The organism is Nocardioides sp. SYSU D00038, from assembly GCF_016924665.1.
Classification (GTDB): Bacteria; Actinomycetota; Actinomycetes; order Propionibacteriales; family Nocardioidaceae; genus Nocardioides.
The window spans coordinates 63,086-82,882 of sequence record NZ_JAFFJT010000026.1 but is presented as its reverse complement, the minus strand read 5'-3'; the positions used below and the strand labels follow the sequence as shown (position 1 = coordinate 82,882).

Genomic DNA, 19,797 nt, shown 5'->3' with positions numbered 1-19,797 from the left:
GCGGTCGTCCGGCGCCGCGCCGGATGATGCCCGACGTCATGAGCACCCGCGGCGACCTCTTCTCGCGCCCCCACCTGCGCGAGCTGGTCGGGGTCGGTCTCGCCGGTGGGGCCGGGCTGGTCGTCGACTACGCCCTGCTCTGGGTGCTCGCGGTGCGGCTCGACGTGGTCGGCTGGCTGGCGGCCGGCACGGCGTTCGCCCTCTCGGCGGTGGTCAACTTCAGCCTCAACCGCCGGGTCTTCGTCGCGCGCGGTGGTGAGCTCGCCCGCCAGGGCCGGCGCTACGTCGCCCTGTTCGGCGTGAACCTCGTGGTCACCAGTCTCACCGTGCCGCGCGTCGCCGGCCTGCTCGACGGGCTCGGTGACGACGCCTCGGTGCTGGTGGCCAAGTCGTGCGTGGTCGCGGTGCTGCTGCTCTTCAACACCGTCGCCTACCGCCGCTGGGTCTTCCACCACGACGAGCGCCCGGCATGACCGGCACGACGGCGCGGGTGCTGGTGCTGCTGCCTGCCTACAACGAGCGCGAGGCGCTGCCGGGCGTGCTCGCTGAGCTGCACGAGACGCTGCCGAGCGTCGACGTCCTCGTCGTCGACGACGGCTCCCGCGACGACACCGCCGAGGTGGCCCGCCGGGGCGGCGCCCGGGTGCTCCGGCTGCCGTTCAACGTCGGCGTCGGAGGCGCGCTGCGCGCCGGCCTGCTGCTGGCCCGGCGCGAGGGCTACGACGTCGTCGTGCAGTGCGACTCCGACGGCCAGCACCCGCCTGCCGAGATCCCGCGGCTGCTCGCGGCGCTGGCGGGCAACGACCTGGTCATCGGCGCCCGGTTCGCCGGCGAGGGTGACTACCGGGTCCGGGGCCTGCGCGCCCTGGCGATGCGGTTCCTGGCCACGGTGATGACCCGGGTGCACCGCACGCCGCTCACCGACGTGACCTCCGGCTTCCGCGCCTTCGGGCCGCGGGCGGTCGCCGTGCTGTGCGCCGAGATGCCGCGCGAGTACCTCGGCGACACCGTCGAGGCGCTCGTGGTGGCCAAGGAGCACCGGCTGCGGGTCGGCCAGGTCGCGGTGACGATGCGGGTGCGGCAGGGTGGGGTCGTCAGCCACCGCGGGCTGCGCTCGGCGCTGTACCTGGGCCGGGTCCTGGTGATGCTCGGGCTGGCGCTGATGCGCCTGGTCCGGGCCCGGAGGAGGTCGTCGTGAAGGCCGAGCTGTTCGCGGGCCTGCTCGCCCTGGTCGCGATCGCCGTGGTGCTCCGGATGGTCTCCCGCCGCCGCCTGGTCGTGAAGTACGCCGTGCTGTGGCTGGTCGTCAGCACGGTGATGGTCGTGATGGCCCTGATCCCCAGCAGCGTGGCCTGGATCTCCGACCTGGCCGGCTTCGAGGTGCCCTCGAACTTCCTGTTCTTCGTCGGGTACGGGCTGCTGCTCATGGTGAACCTCCAGCACTCCACCGAGCTGACCACGGTGGAGCGCCAGGTGCAGCGGCTCGCGGAGGAGATCGCGATCCTGAGCGAGCGCGAGGACCAGCGGGACGGCGGGTGACACCCCCGCTGCCGCGCCACGACCGGCGCTGGTGGGACCCCGTGCGGCCCGCCGTGCTCGGGGTCGTCGCCGCGGCCTTCCTCGTGCTGGTCGCCCTCGACGTGAGCGGCTCCTCGATCGGCGTGCTGGCCGAGCGCCGGGGCGACGACGGGGTGGTGGCCGGCGAGCCGCGACCGATCCGCAGCGACGAGTACGCCCTGCGCACCCCGCTGGCGCTCTCCGCGGCCCGGCAGGACTTCCCGGCCACCTCGTGGGTCGGCCTCTCCGAGGTCGACAACGCCGCCGCGGCGCATGCCGGGCCGACCCGTGGCTGGGAGGCGGCGCTGACCCCCCAGAACTGGGGCTACCTGCTGCTCGGGCCGAGCCGCGGCCTGGCCTGGACCTGGTGGTGGTCGTTCGCGGTGTGCCTGGCTGCGTCGTTCCTGCTGGTGCTGCGGCTGACCCGGTCGCCGGTGCTCGCCCTCGGCATCGCGGCGGCGATCACGTTCAACCCCTACACCGCCTGGTGGTCGGCCCCCGCGCCGGCACCGTTCGTCGGCTACGCGGTGCTTGCCGCAGAGCTGCTGCTGGCGGCGTGGGCGTGCCGGCGCCGGTGGGGGGCGGTGGGACTGGCCGCGGTGGCCGGCCTGGTCGGTGCGTCGTTCGCCCTGCTGCTCTACCCCGGCTGGCAGGTACCGCTGGGGGTGGTGCTGGCCGCGCTGTGCGTCGGCGTGCTGCTCGACGGCCGGGTGCCGTGGCGTCGGGTGGTGCTGACGGTCGGGGTCGCCGCGGTGACGATGCTGGCGCCGCTGGGGGTGTGGTACGTGCAGCACCACGACGCGATCGCGGCGACCCGGGCCACCTACTACCCCGGGCAGCGGGTCTCCGAGGCCGGCACCGGCTCGTGGGTGCAGCTCTCGACCGGCCCGCTGGCGCCGTGGCTGGCAGGCGACGCCGGGGCGACGCTGGGCCGGTCACCGGGTGCCGGCCCCTACGACAACCTCTCCGAGAGCGCGTCGTCGTGGCTGCCGCTACCGGTGCTCGGCCTGGTGATGGCGCTCGCGCTGGTGCTCGCCCTGCGGGGGCGGTCGGCCCGGCGCCGGACCGCCAGCCCGGCGGCGGTGGATCCCGTGGACCGGCCCGTGGACCGGCCCGTGGCGCAGGCCGGGGAACCGGTGGCCGGTCCGGCCACCGCGGCGGCGCTGACGGTGGCGGTGCTGGTGCTGCTGGCCTGGGCCTTCCTGCCGCTGCCCGAGGCGGTCGGCAAGGTGACCTTGCTGTCGATGGTCCCGCCGGGCCGGCTGCCGCTGCCCCTGGGCACGGCGTTCCTGCTGCTGGTGGCCGTGCTCGCGGGCCGCACCGGCCCCCGCGCGTGGCGGCCGGTGCTGGCCGGTGGGGCGGTGGTGGCCGTGGTCGCGAGCGGTTGGGTCGCCTGGTCGGCGTCGCGACGGTTGAGCTGGGACGTCGACCTGGTGCCGGGAGCCTTGGTGGTGCTCAGCGGGGCGGGGCTGGCGGCCGTGGTGGTTGGCGTCCTCGCCGGCGGCCTGGCCACCCGGGTCTGCGCCGCCGTGCTGGGCGTCGCGGCCCTCGTCGGCTGGGCCCTGGTGAACCCGCTGCAGCACGGCGCCGCACCGCTCCTGCAGAGCCGGGTCGCGACCGCCCTCCACCGGCACGCCGACGCCGGGGCCAATCCGCGGGTCGCCGTCTACGGCGGGCTCGACGTGGTGGCGCTGGTGCGCGCGGCCGGCTTCCAGAGCGTCTCGGGCCAGACCCTCTACCCCTCCGAGGAGGTCATGGAGGCGCTGGTGCCCGACGAGCGCCGGGAGTGGAACAACTACGCCCAGTACCAGTGGGCGCCGGGCGCGGCGGGCAGCGACGCCCGGATCGACCCGGTGCGCGGCACCTTCATGCAGCTGACCGTCGACCCCTGCTCACCGGTGCTGCTCGACCTCGTCGACCCCGGCTGGGTGGTCGCCGAGAGCCGCCTCGACGGCGACTGCCTCGACCAGGTCGACGCCTTCCGCGCCCGCGACAAGCACCTGCGCCTCTACCGGGTGACCGGCTAGCCGGTGTGCCGCTCCGACCGCACCCGCAGCACGTCGTCGAGCAGCGTCGCGGCCCGGGCGTCGAAGGAGTGGTCGCGGGCCACCCGGTCGGCGATCTCACCCATCTGCTCGTCGTCGGGGAACCGGTCGCGACCCTCGGGCGAGCAGAGCAGCGCCAGCTCCTCCACCGAGTGGTAGGGCTGCACGGCCCCCTCGAAGATCTCCAGCCCCGGCACGGCGTCCGAGACCACCCGGGCGCCCGAGGCGACGGCGTCGAAGAGCCGGTTCGCCAGGAAGCCGGCCGCCGTCATGTCGGCCCAGTGGTCGGCCAGCACCAGACCGTGGTCGCGGTAGGTCTGCATGAGCAGGTGGTTGGGGACGTACTCGCGACCCCGCACGGCGTCGGGCACCTTGCCCTGCCAGTGGGGGCCGTGCACCACGAGCGGGACGCCGGCGGCCAGCGCGTCGGCCACGATCGGGCGCACCCGCTGCCGCGGGGCGCCGCCCACGAAGACCGGGTGGCTGCCGTCGCCGACCGGGGTCGAGAGGTCGGCGCGCCGCGCGAGGTCGGTGGCCTGCAGCAGAACGTCGACCCGGCGACCGCTGCGCGCGGTCATCGCACGCGCCCACGCCTCGGAGGCGGCGTAGACCAGGTCGAAGCCCATCAGCTCCCAGGTCGCGACCTCGTCGGGGTGGCTGATCACCCACAGCACGTTGGTCTTGCCCGGCACCGGGGCGATCACGTCGAGGCCGCGGATGCCGAGCACCACGTCGTCGTACGCCGTCACCGGGTCGGAGTGGGCGTCGTGGCGGAAGGTCACGACCTGCTGGCCGAGCGCAGTGAGGCCGGCCCCCAGCGAGGCCAGGAAGTGGGTGTCGCCCCAGAGGTCGCCGACCTCGCCGCCCGGGGCCGGGCTGCGGAGCCCCCAGCGCAGCGTGGGCCGGCCGTCCGGCCCGGGGTCGAGCGGACGCCGGGTCAGCAGCAGCCGGGGGGCCGGGACGCTCGCCTGGTCGCCGTGCACGTGGGCGATGTCGAATCCGGCGCGGGTCCAGCGCTCCGGCTCGGCGGCCGGCAGGCGGCCGGCCCAGCGCTGCATGAAGGTGACCCGGTTGGTCGCGATGTGGGTGGAGCGGCCGGGGGTCTTGCTCTCGTGGTGGGTCACCAGCGACTCGGTGACGACCCGGAAGGTGCCCGGCCGCCGCTCGGCGGCGCGCAGGCAGAGGTCGATGTCCTCCATGCCGTTGACGTAGATCGGGTCGAAGCCGCGCAGCTCCGCGACGTCGTCGGCACGCATCGCGAGCGCGGCCGCGGTCACCACCGCGAAGTCGCGCTGGCCGGCGCGGAGCACGTCCTCGACGGGGTGGCGGGCCAGGAAGTGCACGGGCAGCGCACCCTCGACCGGGAACGCCGTCCCCGCCGCCTGCACGGTGTCGTCGCCGTAGAGGAGCAGCGGCTGGGCGCCGAGGACCTCGGGGTCGTCGAGCGCGGCGACGAGGGGGTCGAGCCAGCCGGGCCGCACCTCGGTGTCGTTGTTGAGGAAGACCACCGTCGCGCCGGTGCTGCGGGCGAAGCCGACGTTGCAGCCGACCGCGAAGTTGAGGTTGCGGGGGAGCCGCTCGACGCGCACCAGGTCGGCGGTGCCGGTGCCGACCAGCCCCGCGGTGAGGCTCAGCCCGATGTCGAGGCGGGAGCCGTTGTCGAGGACGACGACCTCGAGGTCGGCGCCCGGGGTGTTGCGGGCCAGGGCGGTGACGGCGTCGAGGGTCATCCGGGCGTCGTTCCACGTCGGGATCACCACCGAGACGCGTCCCGCGACCCGCTCGGCCACGCCGGCCCGGACGGCGTCCCAGTCGACCCAGTGCTGACCCAGCACGACGAACTGCCACGCATCCGACTCGGTGGTGGTGATCCGCTCCAGCGACTCGCGGCTGTCGTCGTAGTCGACGGCGATGAACGGCAGCAGCGTCAGGTCGACGACCTTGGCCAGCCGCAGCGCGAAGTCGTGGTCGACCCAGCGCCGCAGGGCGGGGTCGAAGCCGCCGACCTCGAGTGCGAGGGCGCGGCGGACGACGAGGACGTTGAGGTCGACGTGGTTGACCACCAGCAGGTCGGCCAGGCCGCCCTCGTAGGCGCGGTAGGAGGTCTCGCCGGTCCGGGGGTCGGTGAGCCGCATGCCGGCGTACGCCGCCGGGAGGTCCTGGGCGTGCATCGCGGCGACGGCGAGCCGGAGGAAGTCGGGCCGCCAGGTGTTGTCGGAGTCGAGGAACGCGACGTAGTCGCCGCGGGCGTGCTCGAGACCGGTGTTGCGGGCCGCGCAGACGCCGCCCCAGGGCTGGGCGACGACCGTGAGCCGCGGCTCCTCCTCGGCCAGTCCGCGCAGCACCTCCAGGGTGTGGTCGGTGGAGCCGTCGTCGACGACGACCAGCTCCCAACGGTCGAGGGTCTGGGCGCGCACCGAGTCGATGGCCGCGCGCACGACGTCGGGGCGGTTGCGCACCGGCATCACGACCGACACCAGCGGGCCGTCGCCGTCCGGCAGGGGGGCGCCCTCCCACCGGGCGCGCCAGCGCTGCTCGGCCGCCTCGTCCCAGTCCTCGCGCAGCCGGGTGCCCTGCTGGTCGCGGTCGGCGGCGCGCTGCCGTGCGTACTCCAGCATCGCCGGCCGCACGTCGGCGAGCGTGACGCCGTCGGTGCCGGGCAGCGGGGCGTCGGCCCCCTCGCGCTCCAGGAACAGCCCCAGCACGCCGCCGGGGTGGCTGCCGTAGGCGCGCTCGCGGTAGGTCAGCCGGCGGGCGTCGAAGACCGGGCTGAGCGAGCGGTTGGCGCCACGGGTGCGCAGGTGGTCGACCAGCACCGAGACGCCGTTGTCGCCCTGAAGGCGGTCGACGAGGCGGCGGGAGCAGCGGCTCAGGTCCCACAGCGGGTGGGGGGAGTAGTGGCCGGTGCCGATTGCGGCGTAGTGGGCGGCGGCCTCGGCGTCCGACTCGAAGGTCAGGCCCACCTGCGCCTCGTAGAACTCGCGGTCGAACACCCCCGAGGCCAGCAGCGCCGCGACCTGCCCGTCGCGGCCGACCCCCCCGGCCCGGCCCGGGGCCGATGCGCGGACGGTGCTGCGCACGCGGCGCATCAGGCGGGAAGGCATGTCACCTCGGCAGTGGTGGGTGGGCTGGGCAGGACGGCGGGGCAGGACGGGGCGGGTCGCGCGGTCGGGACGACGCCCCACCCTAAGGGACGCACGGGAGCGCGACGGAGTTCTCGGCCCCGCCTCCGGCAGGCGCTTCGTAACACGCTCGTTACACGGGCCAGGAACTCGTTTCCTCCCCGCAACACGGCGACAGCGGGAGCGAAACCTCCGGCTCCGAGGGTTCTCGGCAACGGCAGGCCGCTGGTGACAGGGACGTCACGCATCGGCGGACCGGCCCCCGAGAACTACCCTGGAGGTTCCATGGAGTACGGGCTGCAAGCCTGGATGCTGGCCTCGGCCTCGCTCGTCCTGATGATGACGACGCCGGCCCTCGCACTGTTCTACGGCGGCATGAGCCGCTCGAAGTCGGTGCTCAACATGATGATGATGTCGTTCTCGGCCCTGGGCATCGTCGGCATCGTCTACGTGCTGTGGGGCTGGTCGATGTCCTACGGCTCGGAGGACGTCGGCAAGCTGTTCGCCAACCCCTTCGAGCTCTTCGGCCTCCGCGACGTCTCCGGCGCGACGTACCTCGGGGTCGGCTTCCAGCTGACCTTCGCGGTGATCACCGCCGCGCTCATCAGTGGCGCGGTCGCGGACCGGCTCAAGTTCTCCGCCTGGCTGCTGTTCCTCCCGCTGTGGGTGACGCTCTCCTACTTCCCGCTGGCCCACATGGTCTGGGGTGGCGGTTTCCTCAGCGGGGTGCAGAACGGCCTCGCGGACCTGGTCTTCTCCGGTGACGGGGGCGCCGAGGTGGCTCCGATCGACTACGCCGGCGGCACGGTCGTGCACATCAACGCCGGTGTGGCCGGCCTGGTCCTGGCCATCCTGCTCGGCAAGCGGCTCGGGTTCGGCAAGGAGCCGATGAAGCCGCACAACCTGACGCTGACGATGATCGGCGCCGGCCTCCTGTGGTTCGGCTGGTTCGGCTTCAACGTCGGCTCCTGGGTGCCCGGTGACCTGACCGGTGACGACGCCGGTGCCTACTGGCTCGAGGAGTCGAGCCTGGTCTGGCTGAACACCACCGTCGCCACCTGTGCCGCGATCATCGGCTGGCTCGTCATCGAGAAGATCCGCGACGGCAAGGCCACCTCGCTCGGCGCCGCCTCCGGCGTCGTCGCCGGCCTCGTCGCCATCACCCCGGCGTGCGGCGCGCTGTCGCCGGTGGGCGCGATCATCCTCGGACTCGTCGCGGGTGCCCTCTGCGCCCTCGCGGTCGGCCTCAAGTACAAGTTCGGCTACGACGACTCGCTCGACGTGGTCGGCGTCCACCTGGTCGGTGGCCTCGTCGGCACCGTCGGCATCGGGTTCCTCGCCACCAGCGGTGGACTCTTCTACGGCGACGGCATCAAGCAGCTCGTCGTGCAGGTCCTGGTCGCGCTGTTCGCGATGCTGTGGTCGGGCGTCGCCACGCTGATCGTGGGCCTTGCGGTGAAGGCACTGATCGGTCTGCGCATCGACGAGGAGAGCGAGGTCGACGGCATCGACTTCCTCGAGCACGGCGAGTCGGCGTACGACCTGGCGAGCAGCAGCGGCAGCCGTCGCTCGCCGCTGGTCGGCGGTACGCCGGCCGCCAGCCCGGCCACCAGCTCGGAAGGAGCGAACGCGTGAAGCTCGTGACCGCGGTCATCAAGCCGCACAAGTGGGAGGACGTCCGCGAGGCACTGGAGACCTTCGGGGTGACGGGCATGACCGTCAGCGAGGTCAGCGGCTACGGGCGCCAGAAGGGCCACACCGAGGTCTACCGGGGCGCGGAGTACGACATCGCGCTGGTGCCGAAGATCCGGATCGAGATCGTCGTCGACGACGACGACGCCGAGGACGTGGTCGGGATCGTGGTCAAGACCGCGCAGACAGGCCGGATCGGAGACGGCAAGGTCTGGGTCAGCCCGGTCGAGACGGTGGTCCGGGTCCGCACCGGCGACCGCGACGCCGCCGCGCTCTGACCCACGGCGCCCTGACCGGCGCCACCACCCGGGCACCGGTGCCCCGCACGTCCAGGCGTGCGGGGCACCGGTCACGTCCACGGCGGCGAGGGGCGGCCCGCAGCCCGGTGACCGGGTCGGTCGCGGTGCCGTACCCCTGGCCGGGCTCCGGCCGGATTCTGGGCGACTCCTGGCCGGACTTCGCGCCCAGAACCACACCGTGTCGGCCAGAGTTCCGGCCGAGTGGTCGGGGTTTCCCCGGTGCACCGGGGAAACCACCACCCCCCGACCCACCCCCCGGCGATCCCCCGGTCGGGCATCATCGACGGCACCGCTCGCGCGGCCACGGACTCCCGCCTCGGGCGGGGGAGAGGAAGACAGAGGATGAAGCTCGTCACGGCGGTCGTGAAGCCGCACAAGTGGGAGGACGTCCGGGTCGCCCTGGAGGCGGTCGGAGTGACCGGGATGACCGTGGCCGAGGTCAGCGGCTACGGGCGCCAGAAGGGGCACACCGAGGTCTACCGCGGCGCGGAGTACGACGTCGCGCTGGTGCCGAAGATCCGGATCGAGATCGTCGTCGACGACGGTGACGTCGAGGCGGTCGTCGGCGCGATCCTGGGGAGCGCGCAGAGCGGCAAGATCGGCGACGGCAAGGTCTGGGTGTCGCCGGTGGAGAGCGTGGTGCGGGTGCGCACCGGCGACCGCGACTCCGCAGCCCTCTGAGCACCCCGGGGAAGGACGCCCGGTGACCGCGGCCGATCGGGTGCGCCGGACAGCCGAGGCCGACGCGCTGTGCCAGGCGGCGTACGCCTCGTGCGAGGGTCCCGACACAGGCACCGCGCTGGTGGCCGTCGGCGGCTACGGTCGCGGCGAGCTCGCGCCGTGGTCGGACCTCGACGTGGTGCTGGTCAGCAACGACGACGTGCGGCCCGGGGAGCTGGCCGAGCGGATCTGGTACCCGCTGTGGGACTCCGGCTCCAAGGTCGACCACTCGGTGCGCACGCACAGCGAGGTGCTGGCCGCCGCCGAGGGCGACCTGCGGGTCGCGCTGGGCATGCTCGACCTGCGTCACCTCGCCGGCGACCCCAACCTGACGCTGCGGCTGCGCACCACGATGCTGGCGCACTGGCGCCGGCAGGCCCGCGAGCGGCTGCCGGAGCTGCACCGGATGGTCCGGTCGCGCCACGAGCTGATCGGCGAGCTGGCCCACGTCTCGGTGCCCGACCTCAAGGAGGCCGAGGGCGGGCTGCGCGACGCGACCGCCCTCAAGGCGCTGGTCGCCACCTGGCTCGTCGACGTGCCGCACGTCGCGCTGGAGAGCAGCCGGCTGGCGCTGCTCGACGTCCGCGACCACGTGCACGACCTCGCGGGGCGGGCCACCGACCGGGTGGCACCGGAGCTGTGGGACGAGCTGGCCGTCCGCCTGGAGGTACCCGACGCCCGGGCGGCACAGGTGCACGTGCGCGAGATCGGCCGACGGATCACCCACCTGTCGCGACTCACCTGGCGCCGCGTGGAGCACGTGCTCGCGACGCCTGCGGGGCGTCGTGGTCCGCGTCGTCCGCCGATGGTGCCGGTGGCCGAGGGCGTGGCCCTGTCGAACGGCGAGGTGGTGCTCGACCGGGGCGCCCGACCCGCCGACGACCCCCTGCTGCTGCTGCGGGCGACCGCCGCGGCGGCTGAGAACGACGCGGTGCTCGCCCCGGCGACGGCGGCCCGCCTCGCCCGCGAGGCCGCCCCGCTGCCCGACCCGTGGCCAGCCGAGGCACGACGGTTGCTGGTGCGCCTGCTGGCCGCCGGTCCTGGGCTGCTCGGCACCTGGGAGACCCTCGAGGAGACCGGGGCGCTCGACCTGCTCCTCCCGGAGTGGGAGCGGATCCGGCTGCTGCCGCACGCCTCGCCGATCCACCGGTTCACGGTCGACCGCCACGTGGTCGAGACCTGCGTCGAGGCGGCCGCGCTGATCCGCGAGGTGTCGCGTCCCGACGTGCTGATGGTGGCCGCGCTGCTGCACGACATCGGCAAGGGGAGCCTGACCGAGCACAGCGTGGCCGGTGAGCCGATCGCCCGCGTGGTCGCCGTCCGGATGGGCTTCGAGCCCGAGGCCGTCGACCTGGTCGCGACCCTGGTGCGCTGGCACCTGCTGCTCGCCGAGACCGCGACCACGCGAGACCCCGACGACCCCGCGACCATCGAGGCCGTGGTCTCGCGGATCGGCACCGCCGAGGCGCTCGACCTGCTGACGGTGCTCTCGGAGGCCGACGCCCGGGCCGCCTCGCCGAAGGCCTGGTCGGCGTGGCGGGCCGGTCTGGTCAAGGACCTCGCCCGGCGGGCGCGGGCCGCGCTCGGCGCCGGCCACCGGCTGCCGCCGGTGACCCACGAGCACGTCGACCTGCCGCCCGAGGTGCGCGCGGGCGGCACGTCGATCGTGGTCGACCCCACCGGCGACGGCGCCCGGGTGAGCGTGCTGGCGCCCGACCGGGTCGGGCTGCTGGCCGACCTGGCGGCGACGTTCGCGCTCGAGCGGGTGGGGGTGCGGGCGGCCCGGGCCTGGTCGCAGGACGGCTGCGGCATCTCGGTGTGGGAGGTCGCCGACGACCACGTCCAGGCCGCCCTGCTGCGCAACCGGCTCGACGCGATCGTCGAGGGGCGGGTCGACCCCGCTGCCCGGCTCGCCCCGCGCGACGCCGGGGGCCTGCCCCCCGCGGTCGAGGTGCGGCCCGAGGCCTCCGAGCAGGCCACGGTGATCGAGGTGCGCGCGAGCGACCGCCCCGGTGTGGTCCACCTGGTCTGCGCCGCGCTGGCCCGCCTCGACCTGGCCGTGCGCTCGGCGCACGTCGCCACCCTGGGCCCGCAGGCCGTCGACGTGTTCTACGTGCAGGAGCCGGCTGCCGGCGCGCTCACCGACGGACGCGCCGCCGAGGCCGCGCACGCCGTACGCGCGGCGCTGACGGCCGGGCAGCCCTGAGCGGCGGCGGCCATTCCTCGGGCGTGGGCCGCCGCCGTTAGGCTGGAGTCCTCTCCACGACTCGATTCCTGAGGACTCCCTTGTTCGCCACACTCTCCGACCGCCTCGCCGACACCTTCAAGAACCTGCGGGGCAAGGGCCGGCTCTCCGAGGCCGACATCGACGCCACCGCGCGCGAGATCCGGATCGCGCTGCTCGAGGCCGACGTCGCGCTGCCCGTGGTCAAGGAGTTCGTCGGCGCGGTCAAGGAGCGGGCCCGCGGCGAGGAGGTCAGCCAGGCCCTCAACCCGGCCCAGCAGATCATCAAGATCGTCAACGAGGAGCTCGTCGCGATCCTCGGAGGCGAGACGCGGCGGCTGCGCTACGCCAAGACCGGCCCCACCGTGATCATGCTCGCCGGCCTCCAGGGTGCGGGCAAGACGACCCTGGCCGCCAAGCTCGCGCTCTGGCTCAAGGACCAGGGCAAGTCGCCGCTGCTCGCGGCGTGCGACCTCCAGCGGCCCAACGCCGTCAACCAGCTGCAGGTCAACGGCGAGCGGGTCGGCGTACCCGTCTTCGCACCCGAGCCCGGCAACGGCGTCGGCGACCCGGTGGCGGTCGCCCGCTCGGCGGTGCAGGAGGCCGGGCGCCGGCTCCACGACGTGGTCATCGTCGACACCGCCGGCCGGCTCGGCGTCGACGCGGAGCTGATGCAGCAGGCCGCGGACATCCGCGACGCCGTCGAGCCCGACGAGGTGCTGTTCGTCGTCGACGCGATGATCGGCCAGGACGCCGTCACCACCGCCCAGGCGTTCCTCGACGGCGTCGGCTACGACGGCGTCGTGCTCACCAAGCTCGACGGCGACGCCCGCGGTGGCGCCGCGCTGTCGATCGCCTCGGTCACGGGCAAGCCGGTCATGTTCGCCAGCGCCGGCGAGAAGATGACCGACTTCGACGTCTTCCACCCCGACCGGATGGCCTCGCGCATCCTCGACATGGGCGACATGCTCACCCTGATCGAGCAGGCCGAGAAGACCTTCGACGCCGAGCAGGCGATGAAGGCCGCCGACAAGCTCCAGGGCAAGGGCGGGGAGTTCACGCTCGACGACTTCCTGCAGCAGATGCAGCAGGTCCGCAAGCTCGGCTCGATGACCAAGATCATGGGGATGCTGCCCGGGATGGGGCAGTTCCGCGACCAGCTCGAGAACTTCGACGAGCGCGAGATCGACCGGATCCAGGCCATCATCCAGTCGATGACGCCGGCCGAGCGGGCCAACCCCAAGCTCATCGACGGCTCGCGCCGGGCCCGGATCGCCCGGGGCTCCGGCCGCCAGGTGTCCGACGTCAACCAGCTCGTCGACCGGTTCTTCGAGGCGCGCAAGATGATGATGCAGCTCGCCAAGGGCGGCGGGATGCCTGGGCTCCCGGGCATGCCCGGCATGGCCGGCGTCGGCAAGCGCGGCAAGCAGAAGGCGCAGGCCAAGAAGGGCAAGGGCCGCCGGGTCTCCGGCAACCCCGCCAAGGCCGCCCAGCAGGCGGCGGCCGAGAAGTCCAAGGTCGACAGCCCGGCCGCCAACCCGTTCGGCAACCCGGGGGGCGAGGAGGTCGACTACGAGAAGGCGGCCGCCGCGCTCGACCTGCCCAAGGACTTCTCCAAGTTCCTCAAGTAGGCCGGTGGCCACCGTCCTCGTCGTCGACGGCGCCAACGTCGTGGGTTCGCGCCCCGACGGCTGGTGGAAGGACCGCGCGGGCGCGGCTCGCCGCCTCCACGAGCGGCTCCTGGTCGCCGACCTGCCCCACGACGAGGTCGTGCTGGTGCTGGAGGGCGGGGCCAAGGGCGGCGTCCGCCCCGGCCGCGACGCCCACGTCCGCACCGTCCACGCGCCCCGCTCCGGCGACGACGCGATCGTCGCCGCCGCCAGCGAGGCCACCGAGCGGGGCGACCGGGTCACCGTCGTCACCGCTGACCGGATGCTCCAGGCCCGCGTCGAGGGGGCCGGCGCCCTCGCCCTCAGCCCCTCCTGGCTGCTCGACCAGCTCGACTGAGGCCTACCGCGCTGCTCGAGGGTCGGGGCGCGGTAGTCTGTGACGTTTGGGTCCTCGGTGGGTGCGAAAGGTCACGGACTACCGGTTTCGGGTGATCGGGCCGCGGTAGTCCGTGACGTTCGGGTCTTCGGTGGGTGCGAAAGGTCACGGACTACCGGTTTCGGGTAATCGGGCCGCGGTAGTCCGTGACGTTCGGGTCTTCGGTGGGTGCGAAACGTCACGGACTATCGCCCGCGCCGGGCCGTGACCACCGCGCGGCGGCCGCGACCACCGCGCGGTGGGCGGGGTCAGGCGGAGACGCGGGCGATGGCGAGGGCTACGGCGCCGGCGACCTCGGCGCGGTCGCCGAGGCGGCCGGGGGCGACCGAGACGGCGGCGGCGGTGGCGGGCTGGGCGTAGCGGTCGATGGCGCCGCGCAGGCCCTCGAGCAGCGAGGCGGAGGTGCCGAGCGAGCCGCCGACGACGACCAGCTGGGGGTTGAGGCTGTTGGCGAGGTCGGCGACCGCGCGGCCGATGGTGCGGCCGGCGTCCGACAGCACCCGCCGCACGCCGACGTCGCCCGCGGCGTCGAGCTCGAGCACCCGCTCGACGCTCAGCACCTCGTCGTACGCCGGCTGCAGCAGCGCCACCAGGCGCGGGGCGGAGACCAGCGTCTCCAGGCAGCCGCGGTTGCCGCAGCGGCAGACCTGGCCGTCCTCGCCGATCTGGACGTGGCCGATCTCGCCGGCGGTGCCGCTGGCCCCGCGGTGCAGCCGCCCGCCCAGCACGATGCCGGCGCCGACCCCGCTGGCGATCTTGAGGTAGATGACGTCGTGGGCGCCGCCGGCCGCGCCGTGCCCGAGCTCGGCCAGGGCGCCGAGGTTGGCGTCGTTGTCGGCGACCACGGTGACGCCGAGCCGGCGCTCGAGCTCCTCGGCCGGCTGCAGGCCGCTCCAGCGCGGCATGATCCCGGTGCTGACCCGGGCCGAGCGCCGGTCGACCGGCGCCGGCACGCACATGCCGACGGCCTGGAGATCGGCCTCCTCGAGCCCCGCGCGGGCCAGGCCGTCGCGCACCAGGGCGGCGGCCCGGTCGAGCGCCGCGGTGCCCTGGGCGTCGACGTCGAGCAGCACGTGCTCCTCGGTGAGCACCGTGCCCGTCCGGTCGGCCACCGCCACCCGCACGTGGCCGTGCCCCAGGTCGACGCCGGCCACGCCGCCGGCCGGCGCGCTGAGCGTCACCAGCAGGGGCGGACGGCCGCTGCCTCCCTTGTGCGGCTTGCCGCGGGCGGCGGTCTCGGTGACGTGGCCGGTCGCGATCAGGTCGGCGATCAGGCTCGACACGGTCGTGCGCGACAGACCGGTGCCGCGGGCCAGGTCGGCCCGGCTCATCGGCCCCTCGCCGGCCAGCAGCGAGGTGATCGCCCGCCGGTTGCCCGCGCGCAGGCGCTCCAGCGAGCCGGGACTGACCATCCGTCGATGGTATTCCTCCGGGGAGGGGATGAAAACGCTCCGATCGGCAGCTCATTGCGTCAGGGCCGTGACGAAGTGCACCGGGGTGACCCCGCGCGCCGGCCCGGTAGCGTCGCCGCCATGACGGCGCTCCGCTTCACCGGCCCGGTGCTGCCCGACGGCGAGACCCGCGACCTCTACGTCGTGGGCGGGCGGGTCACCTACGAGCGCCAGCCCGGCGCCGAGACCGCCGCGCGCGGCTGGATCGTGCCGGGCCTGGTCGACGCCCACAACCACCTCGGGCTCGAGGACGGCGGCGCCGTCGACGACGAGGAGACCGAGCAGCAGGCGCTGCTCGACCGCGACGCCGGCATCCTGCTGCTGCGCGACTGCGGGTCGCCGGCCGACACCCGGTGGGTGCACGAGCGCGACGACCTGCCGCGACTGATCCGGGCCGGCCGCCACCTGGCCCGCACCCGCCGCTACATCCGCAACTACGCCGACGAGGTCGAGCCCGACGACCTCCCGACCGCGGCCGCCCGGGAGGCCCGGGCCGGCGACGGCTGGGTCAAGCTCGTGGGCGACTGGATCTCGCGCGAGGAGGGCGACCTGGCGCCGTCGTTCCCCGCCGAGGCCTTCGCCGCCGCGATCGCGGCCGCCCACGCCGAGGGCGCCCGGGTCACGGCGCACTGCTTCGGCCACGACGTGCTGCAGGGCCTGCTCGACGCCGGCATCGACTGCATCGAGCACGGCACCGGCCTCTCGGTCGACCAGGTCGAGCAGATGGCCGCCGCCGGGGTCGCACTGGTGCCGACCGTGCAGCAGACCGCGAAGTTCCCCCAGCTCGCCGACGCCGGCCGCGAGAAGTACCCCGCCTACGCCGCCACCATGGACGACCTGGACGCCCGGCGCCGCGAGGCCCTGATGTCGGCCTACGACGCGGGCGTGGCGCTCTACGTCGGCACCGACGGCGGGGGCGTGGCCCGCCACGGCGACCTCGTGGGGGAGGTGCTGGCGATGAGCGAGATGGGGCTGCCGGCCGACTACGTGCTGGCCCAGGCCTCGTGGCAGGGTCGTGTCTGGCTCGGCTGGAGCGGTCTCGAGGAGGGCGCCGAGGCCGACTTCTGCGTCTACGACGCCGACCCCCTCGCCGACCTCTCCGTGCTCGGCCGTCCGGCCCGGGTGGTGCTCCGCGGCGCGGTGGTGGCCTAGGCAGAGGGGCTGCCGGCCGGATTTCGACGGGGGCGCACGTTCTGGCAGACTTGCCCGCTGAGTCCTGCGCGTCCGGCCCCTCTCTCCGGCGCGGCGAGGCCCATCGAAGCAACCGGCCCGGTGTTCCCCACCTGGTGACGGCGGCTTCACCCACACACCAGATCCGAGGAGACACCACAGACGTGGCCGTCAAGATCCGTTTGAAGCGCCTGGGCAAGATCCGGGTGCCGCAGTACCGCATCGTCGTCGTCGACTCGCGCAAGAAGCGCGACGGACGGGTGATCGAGGAGATCGGCAAGTACCACCCCAAGGAGGACCCGTCGTACATCGACGTCGTCTCCGACCGGGCGCAGTACTGGCTCGGCGTCGGCGCGCAGCCGAGCGACGCCGTCGCCGCGATCCTCAAGATCACCGGTGACTGGCAGAAGTACAAGGGCGAGCCGGGCGCCGAGGGCACCCTCCGCACCGCCGAGCCCAAGCGCGACAAGATCGACGTCTTCAACGAGGCCCTCAAGGACGCGCAGAGCGAGCCCCGCGGTGACGCCGTCACCAAGAAGGCCGCCGCGAAGAAGGCCAAGAAGGACGACGAGCCCGCCGCCGAGGCGCCGGCCGCCGACGCTGCTGACGCCGAGGCGACCGAGGCGACCGAGTCGACCGAGGAGGCCCCGGCCGCCGAGTCGACCGAGGCCGCCGAGCCCGCCGCTGCCGACGCCGACAAGGCCGAGGCCTGAGCGCGATGCTGGCCGAGGCGCTCGAGCACCTGGTCCGCGGTGTCGTCGACAACCCCGACGACGTCGTGGTCCGTGACAAGCAGCTGCGCCGCGGCTCGCTGCTCGAGGTCCGGGTCCACCCCGACGACCTCGGCAAGGTCATCGGCCGCGGCGGTCGCACCGCCACGGCGTTCCGCACCGTCGTCTCCGCCCTCGCCGGCCGCGGCGGCGCGCGGGTCGACTTCGTCGACGTCGACCGGCGTCGCTGAGGCCCGACCAGCCCCGACGGCGCCGACCGGCTCGGCACCGAACCCGCTCGGACGGGTGCCGTCCCCCTCGCGGGGGCGGCACCCGTTCGGCATTTCCACCGCCGCCCGCCCAGCCCGGCCCAGCCCAGCCCAGCCCGGCCCAGCCCAGCCCAGCCCAGCCCAGCCCAGCCCAGGAGGACCCGTGACCGACACCGTGGACGTCGTCGTGGGCCGCGTGGGCAAGCCCCACGGCATCCGGGGCGAGGTCACCGTCGACGTGCGCACCGACGAGCCCGAGCGACGGTTCGCCCCGGGTTCGGTGCTGCGGGTCGAGACGCCCCGGGGCTCGGCGAGCACGCTGCGCACGCTCACGGTCACCGGCTCGCGCCGCCACCAGGCCACCCTGCTGGTGCGCTTCGCCGAGCTCGCCGACCGGACGGCGGCCGAGGCGGCCCGCGGCCTCGTGCTGCACGCCGACCTGCCCGCCGACGCGACGCCCGACGACCCCGACGAGTACTACGCCCACCAGCTCGTCGGGCTGCGGGTCACCGACCTCGACGGCACGCCGCTCGGCGAGGTGGTCGAGCTGGTGCCGGGCGGTGCCCAGGACCTGCTGTCGGTCCGCACGACCGACGGCCGCGACGCGCTGGTGCCGTTCGTCACCGCGCTGGTCCCCGAGGTCGACCTCGAGGGCGGCCGGGTGGTCGTCGCCGACCGGCCCGGCCTGCTGACGCCGTTCCCCGACGAGGAGTGAGGCTCGCCGTGCGCCTGGACTACCTCACGATCTTCCCCGACTTCTTCGCCCCGCTCGCGCTCTCGCTGCCCGGCCGGGCGGCGAGCAGCGGGCTGCTCGACGTGCACGTCCACGACCTGCGCACCTGGACCTCCGACCGGCACCGGACCGTCGACGACACCCCCTACGGCGGCGGGCCCGGCATGGTGATGCGGCCCGAGCCCTGGGGCGAGGCCCTCGACGCGCTCGAGGTCGACGGGGCGACCGTCGTCGTGCCGACCCCCTCGGGGCGCCGGTTCGACCAGCCGCTCGCCCGCGAGCTGGCCACCCGCGACCGACTGGTCTTCGCCTGCGGGCGCTACGAGGGCATCGACCAGCGGGTGCTCGACCACGTCGCGGGGCGGGCCGAGCTGCTCGAGGTCTCGCTCGGGGACTACGTGCTCAACGGCGGCGAGGTCGCCGCGCTGGCGGTCACCGAGGCGGTGGTACGGCTGCTGCCCGGCTTCATGGGCAACCCCGGCTCGCTGACCGAGGAGAGCCACGAGGGCGGTCTGCTGGAGTACCCCGTCTACACCAAGCCCGCCTCCTGGCGCGGCCTCGACGTACCGCCGGTGCTGCTCTCGGGCGACCACGGCGCGATCGCGCACTGGCGGCGCCGGCAGGCCGAGCAGCGCACCGCCGAGCGGCGTCCCGACCTGCTCCACGCCAGCACCGTCGCGGGGGAGTGGGAGGTGGTGCCCGCCGTGCCGGGCGATGCCGCGGAGCTGCTCACCCTCCAGCGCGCCTGCTGGGTGCAGGAGGCCATCGACAACGACACGATCACCGACATCCCCGCGCTGCACGAGTCGCTCGACGACCTGCGCGCGTCGCTGCGGACCTGGGACTGGTACGTCGTGCGCGCCCACGGCCGGCTGGTCGGCGCCGTGCGCGGCCGGCTGGCGGAGCCGGGCGGCACCGTGTGGGACATCGGCCGGATCATGGTGGCGCCCGACGTGCAGGGCCGCGGCCTGGGCCGGCTGCTGCTCGAGCACGCCCAGCGGGTCGCGCCGCCCACCACCACGTCGTACACGCTGTTCACGGGCGCCGGCAGCGTCCGCAACATCCGGATGTACCAGCGGGCCGGGTTCCGGCTGCGCCCCGACCTCGACCCGCCGCCGTCGGCCGTGGTGCTGACCAAGCCGGTGCGCTGATTTCCGCCGGTCAGCGGCCCTGTGGCAGACTCATCCCTCGGCCAGTCGGCCAAACAGGGACCGCCCGAGGACACGTCCGGAGGGGTCCGCGCCACCTCCTGCCACAGGGGGAGGACGGCGCCGCCGGCCCCCACGACTGGGCACCACAACACGAGAACCATCGATCCACACCGCGGTTGACCTGTGGCACTCGCGAGGAGAAATCATGAGCAACGTGATCGCCGAGATCGGCAACGCCGTCAAGCGTGACGACGTCCCCGCCTTCCGCGCCGGTGACACCATCAAGGTGCACGTCAAGGTCGTCGAGGGCAACCGCTCCCGCGTCCAGGTCTTCCAGGGCGTGGTGATCCGCATCCACGGCTCCGGTGTCGGTCGCACCTTCACCGTCCGCAAGGTCTCCTTCGGTGTCGGCGTCGAGCGGACCTTCCCGCTGAACTCCCCGATCTTCGAGCAGATCGAGGTCGTCACCCGCGGTGACGTCCGCCGGGCGAAGCTCTACTACCTGCGCAACCTGCGCGGCAAGGCCGCCAAGATCAAGGAGCGCCGCGAGGCCTGAGCGCCCCGCGCGTTCACCCGCACCGGCCTCCGACCGCTGCCTACACTCACCC

The 19,797-nt window shown here is 74.2% G+C and carries 18 protein-coding genes; 16 read left to right on the top strand and 2 right to left on the bottom strand.

Annotation, left to right across the window (positions count from 1 at the left end):
- Positions 1–38 precede the first annotated feature (38 nt).
- From JT721_RS15965 to JT721_RS15950, 4 genes are read left to right on the top strand one after another with little or no spacing between them, the layout of a single operon-like run.
- Positions 39–473, top strand: coding sequence for a GtrA family protein (locus JT721_RS15965; protein ID WP_205474250.1), 435 nt, complete (start codon positions 39–41; stop codon positions 471–473).
- Complete coding sequence (locus JT721_RS15960) at positions 470–1,198, top strand: glycosyltransferase family 2 protein (protein ID WP_205474249.1); 729 nt, start codon at positions 470–472, stop codon at positions 1,196–1,198. The genes JT721_RS15965 and JT721_RS15960 overlap by 4 nt, the downstream gene beginning before the upstream one ends.
- Positions 1,195–1,539 carry a DUF2304 domain-containing protein gene (locus tag JT721_RS15955; RefSeq protein ID WP_205474248.1) on the top strand — a complete coding sequence of 115 codons (345 nt, stop codon included), beginning with the start codon at positions 1,195–1,197 and terminating at the stop codon, positions 1,537–1,539. Before JT721_RS15960 ends, JT721_RS15955 begins: the two co-directional genes overlap by 4 nt.
- The gene (locus JT721_RS15950) at positions 1,536–3,584 is read left to right on the top strand and encodes a hypothetical protein (RefSeq protein WP_205474247.1); all 2,049 of its coding nucleotides are present in this window, start codon (positions 1,536–1,538) and stop codon (positions 3,582–3,584) included. Before JT721_RS15955 ends, JT721_RS15950 begins: the two co-directional genes overlap by 4 nt.
- Here JT721_RS15950 and JT721_RS15945 read toward each other — a convergent pair.
- A complete protein-coding gene (locus tag JT721_RS15945) occupies positions 3,581–6,706 on the bottom strand; it encodes a glycosyltransferase (RefSeq protein WP_205474246.1) in 3,126 nt (1,041 codons plus the stop codon). The two genes, JT721_RS15950 and JT721_RS15945, sit on opposite strands and share 4 nt — an antisense overlap.
- 303 nt (positions 6,707–7,009) lie before the next feature.
- Between JT721_RS15945 and JT721_RS15940 the strand changes: the two genes are divergently transcribed.
- The 6 genes from JT721_RS15940 to JT721_RS15915 all read left to right on the top strand — a co-directional run bounded on the left by JT721_RS15940 (position 7,010) and on the right by JT721_RS15915 (position 13,666).
- A complete protein-coding gene (locus JT721_RS15940) occupies positions 7,010–8,359 on the top strand; it encodes an ammonium transporter (protein WP_205474245.1) in 1,350 nt (449 codons plus the stop codon).
- Positions 8,356–8,694, top strand: a complete 339-nt coding sequence (locus JT721_RS15935) for a P-II family nitrogen regulator (RefSeq protein ID WP_205474244.1) — start codon at positions 8,356–8,358, stop codon at positions 8,692–8,694. Before JT721_RS15940 ends, JT721_RS15935 begins: the two co-directional genes overlap by 4 nt.
- A gap of 363 nt (positions 8,695–9,057) precedes the next feature.
- A complete protein-coding gene (locus tag JT721_RS15930) occupies positions 9,058–9,396 on the top strand; it encodes a P-II family nitrogen regulator (RefSeq protein WP_205474243.1) in 339 nt (112 codons plus the stop codon).
- A gap of 22 nt (positions 9,397–9,418) precedes the next feature.
- Entirely contained in the window at positions 9,419–11,641 is a 2,223-nt protein-coding gene (locus JT721_RS15925) for a [protein-PII] uridylyltransferase (protein ID WP_205474242.1), read from the top strand.
- Positions 11,642–11,721: 80 nt separating this feature from the next.
- Positions 11,722–13,290, top strand: coding sequence for a signal recognition particle protein (ffh, locus tag JT721_RS15920; RefSeq protein WP_205474241.1), 1,569 nt, complete (start codon positions 11,722–11,724; stop codon positions 13,288–13,290).
- Between the two features lie 4 nt (positions 13,291–13,294).
- Positions 13,295–13,666 (top strand): NYN domain-containing protein, encoded by a 372-nt coding sequence (locus JT721_RS15915; protein WP_205474240.1) that lies wholly within the window; start codon positions 13,295–13,297, stop codon positions 13,664–13,666.
- A gap of 287 nt (positions 13,667–13,953) precedes the next feature.
- Here the strand turns inward: JT721_RS15915 and JT721_RS15910 are convergent, their stop codons facing one another.
- Positions 13,954–15,117 (bottom strand): ROK family transcriptional regulator, encoded by a 1,164-nt coding sequence (locus JT721_RS15910; RefSeq protein WP_205474239.1) that lies wholly within the window; start codon positions 15,115–15,117, stop codon positions 13,954–13,956.
- A gap of 120 nt (positions 15,118–15,237) precedes the next feature.
- On the opposite strand from JT721_RS15910, the gene JT721_RS15905 reads away from it, so the two are divergent.
- The 6 genes from JT721_RS15905 to rplS all read left to right on the top strand — a co-directional run bounded on the left by JT721_RS15905 (position 15,238) and on the right by rplS (position 19,745).
- Positions 15,238–16,308 (top strand): amidohydrolase family protein, encoded by a 1,071-nt coding sequence (locus tag JT721_RS15905; protein WP_205474238.1) that lies wholly within the window; start codon positions 15,238–15,240, stop codon positions 16,306–16,308.
- 182 nt (positions 16,309–16,490) lie between these two features.
- Positions 16,491–17,039 (top strand): 30S ribosomal protein S16, encoded by a 549-nt coding sequence (gene rpsP, locus JT721_RS15900; RefSeq protein ID WP_205474237.1) that lies wholly within the window; start codon positions 16,491–16,493, stop codon positions 17,037–17,039.
- Between the two features lie 5 nt (positions 17,040–17,044).
- A complete protein-coding gene (locus JT721_RS15895) occupies positions 17,045–17,287 on the top strand; it encodes an RNA-binding protein (protein WP_205474236.1) in 243 nt (80 codons plus the stop codon).
- 181 nt (positions 17,288–17,468) lie between these two features.
- Positions 17,469–18,020 (top strand): ribosome maturation factor RimM, encoded by a 552-nt coding sequence (gene rimM, locus JT721_RS15890; protein WP_307828090.1) that lies wholly within the window; start codon positions 17,469–17,471, stop codon positions 18,018–18,020.
- A gap of 8 nt (positions 18,021–18,028) precedes the next feature.
- Entirely contained in the window at positions 18,029–19,189 is a 1,161-nt protein-coding gene (trmD, locus tag JT721_RS15885) for a tRNA (guanosine(37)-N1)-methyltransferase TrmD (RefSeq protein WP_205474235.1), read from the top strand.
- Between the two features lie 205 nt (positions 19,190–19,394).
- A complete protein-coding gene (rplS, locus tag JT721_RS15880) occupies positions 19,395–19,745 on the top strand; it encodes a 50S ribosomal protein L19 (protein ID WP_205474234.1) in 351 nt (116 codons plus the stop codon).
- Positions 19,746–19,797 lie beyond the last annotated feature (52 nt).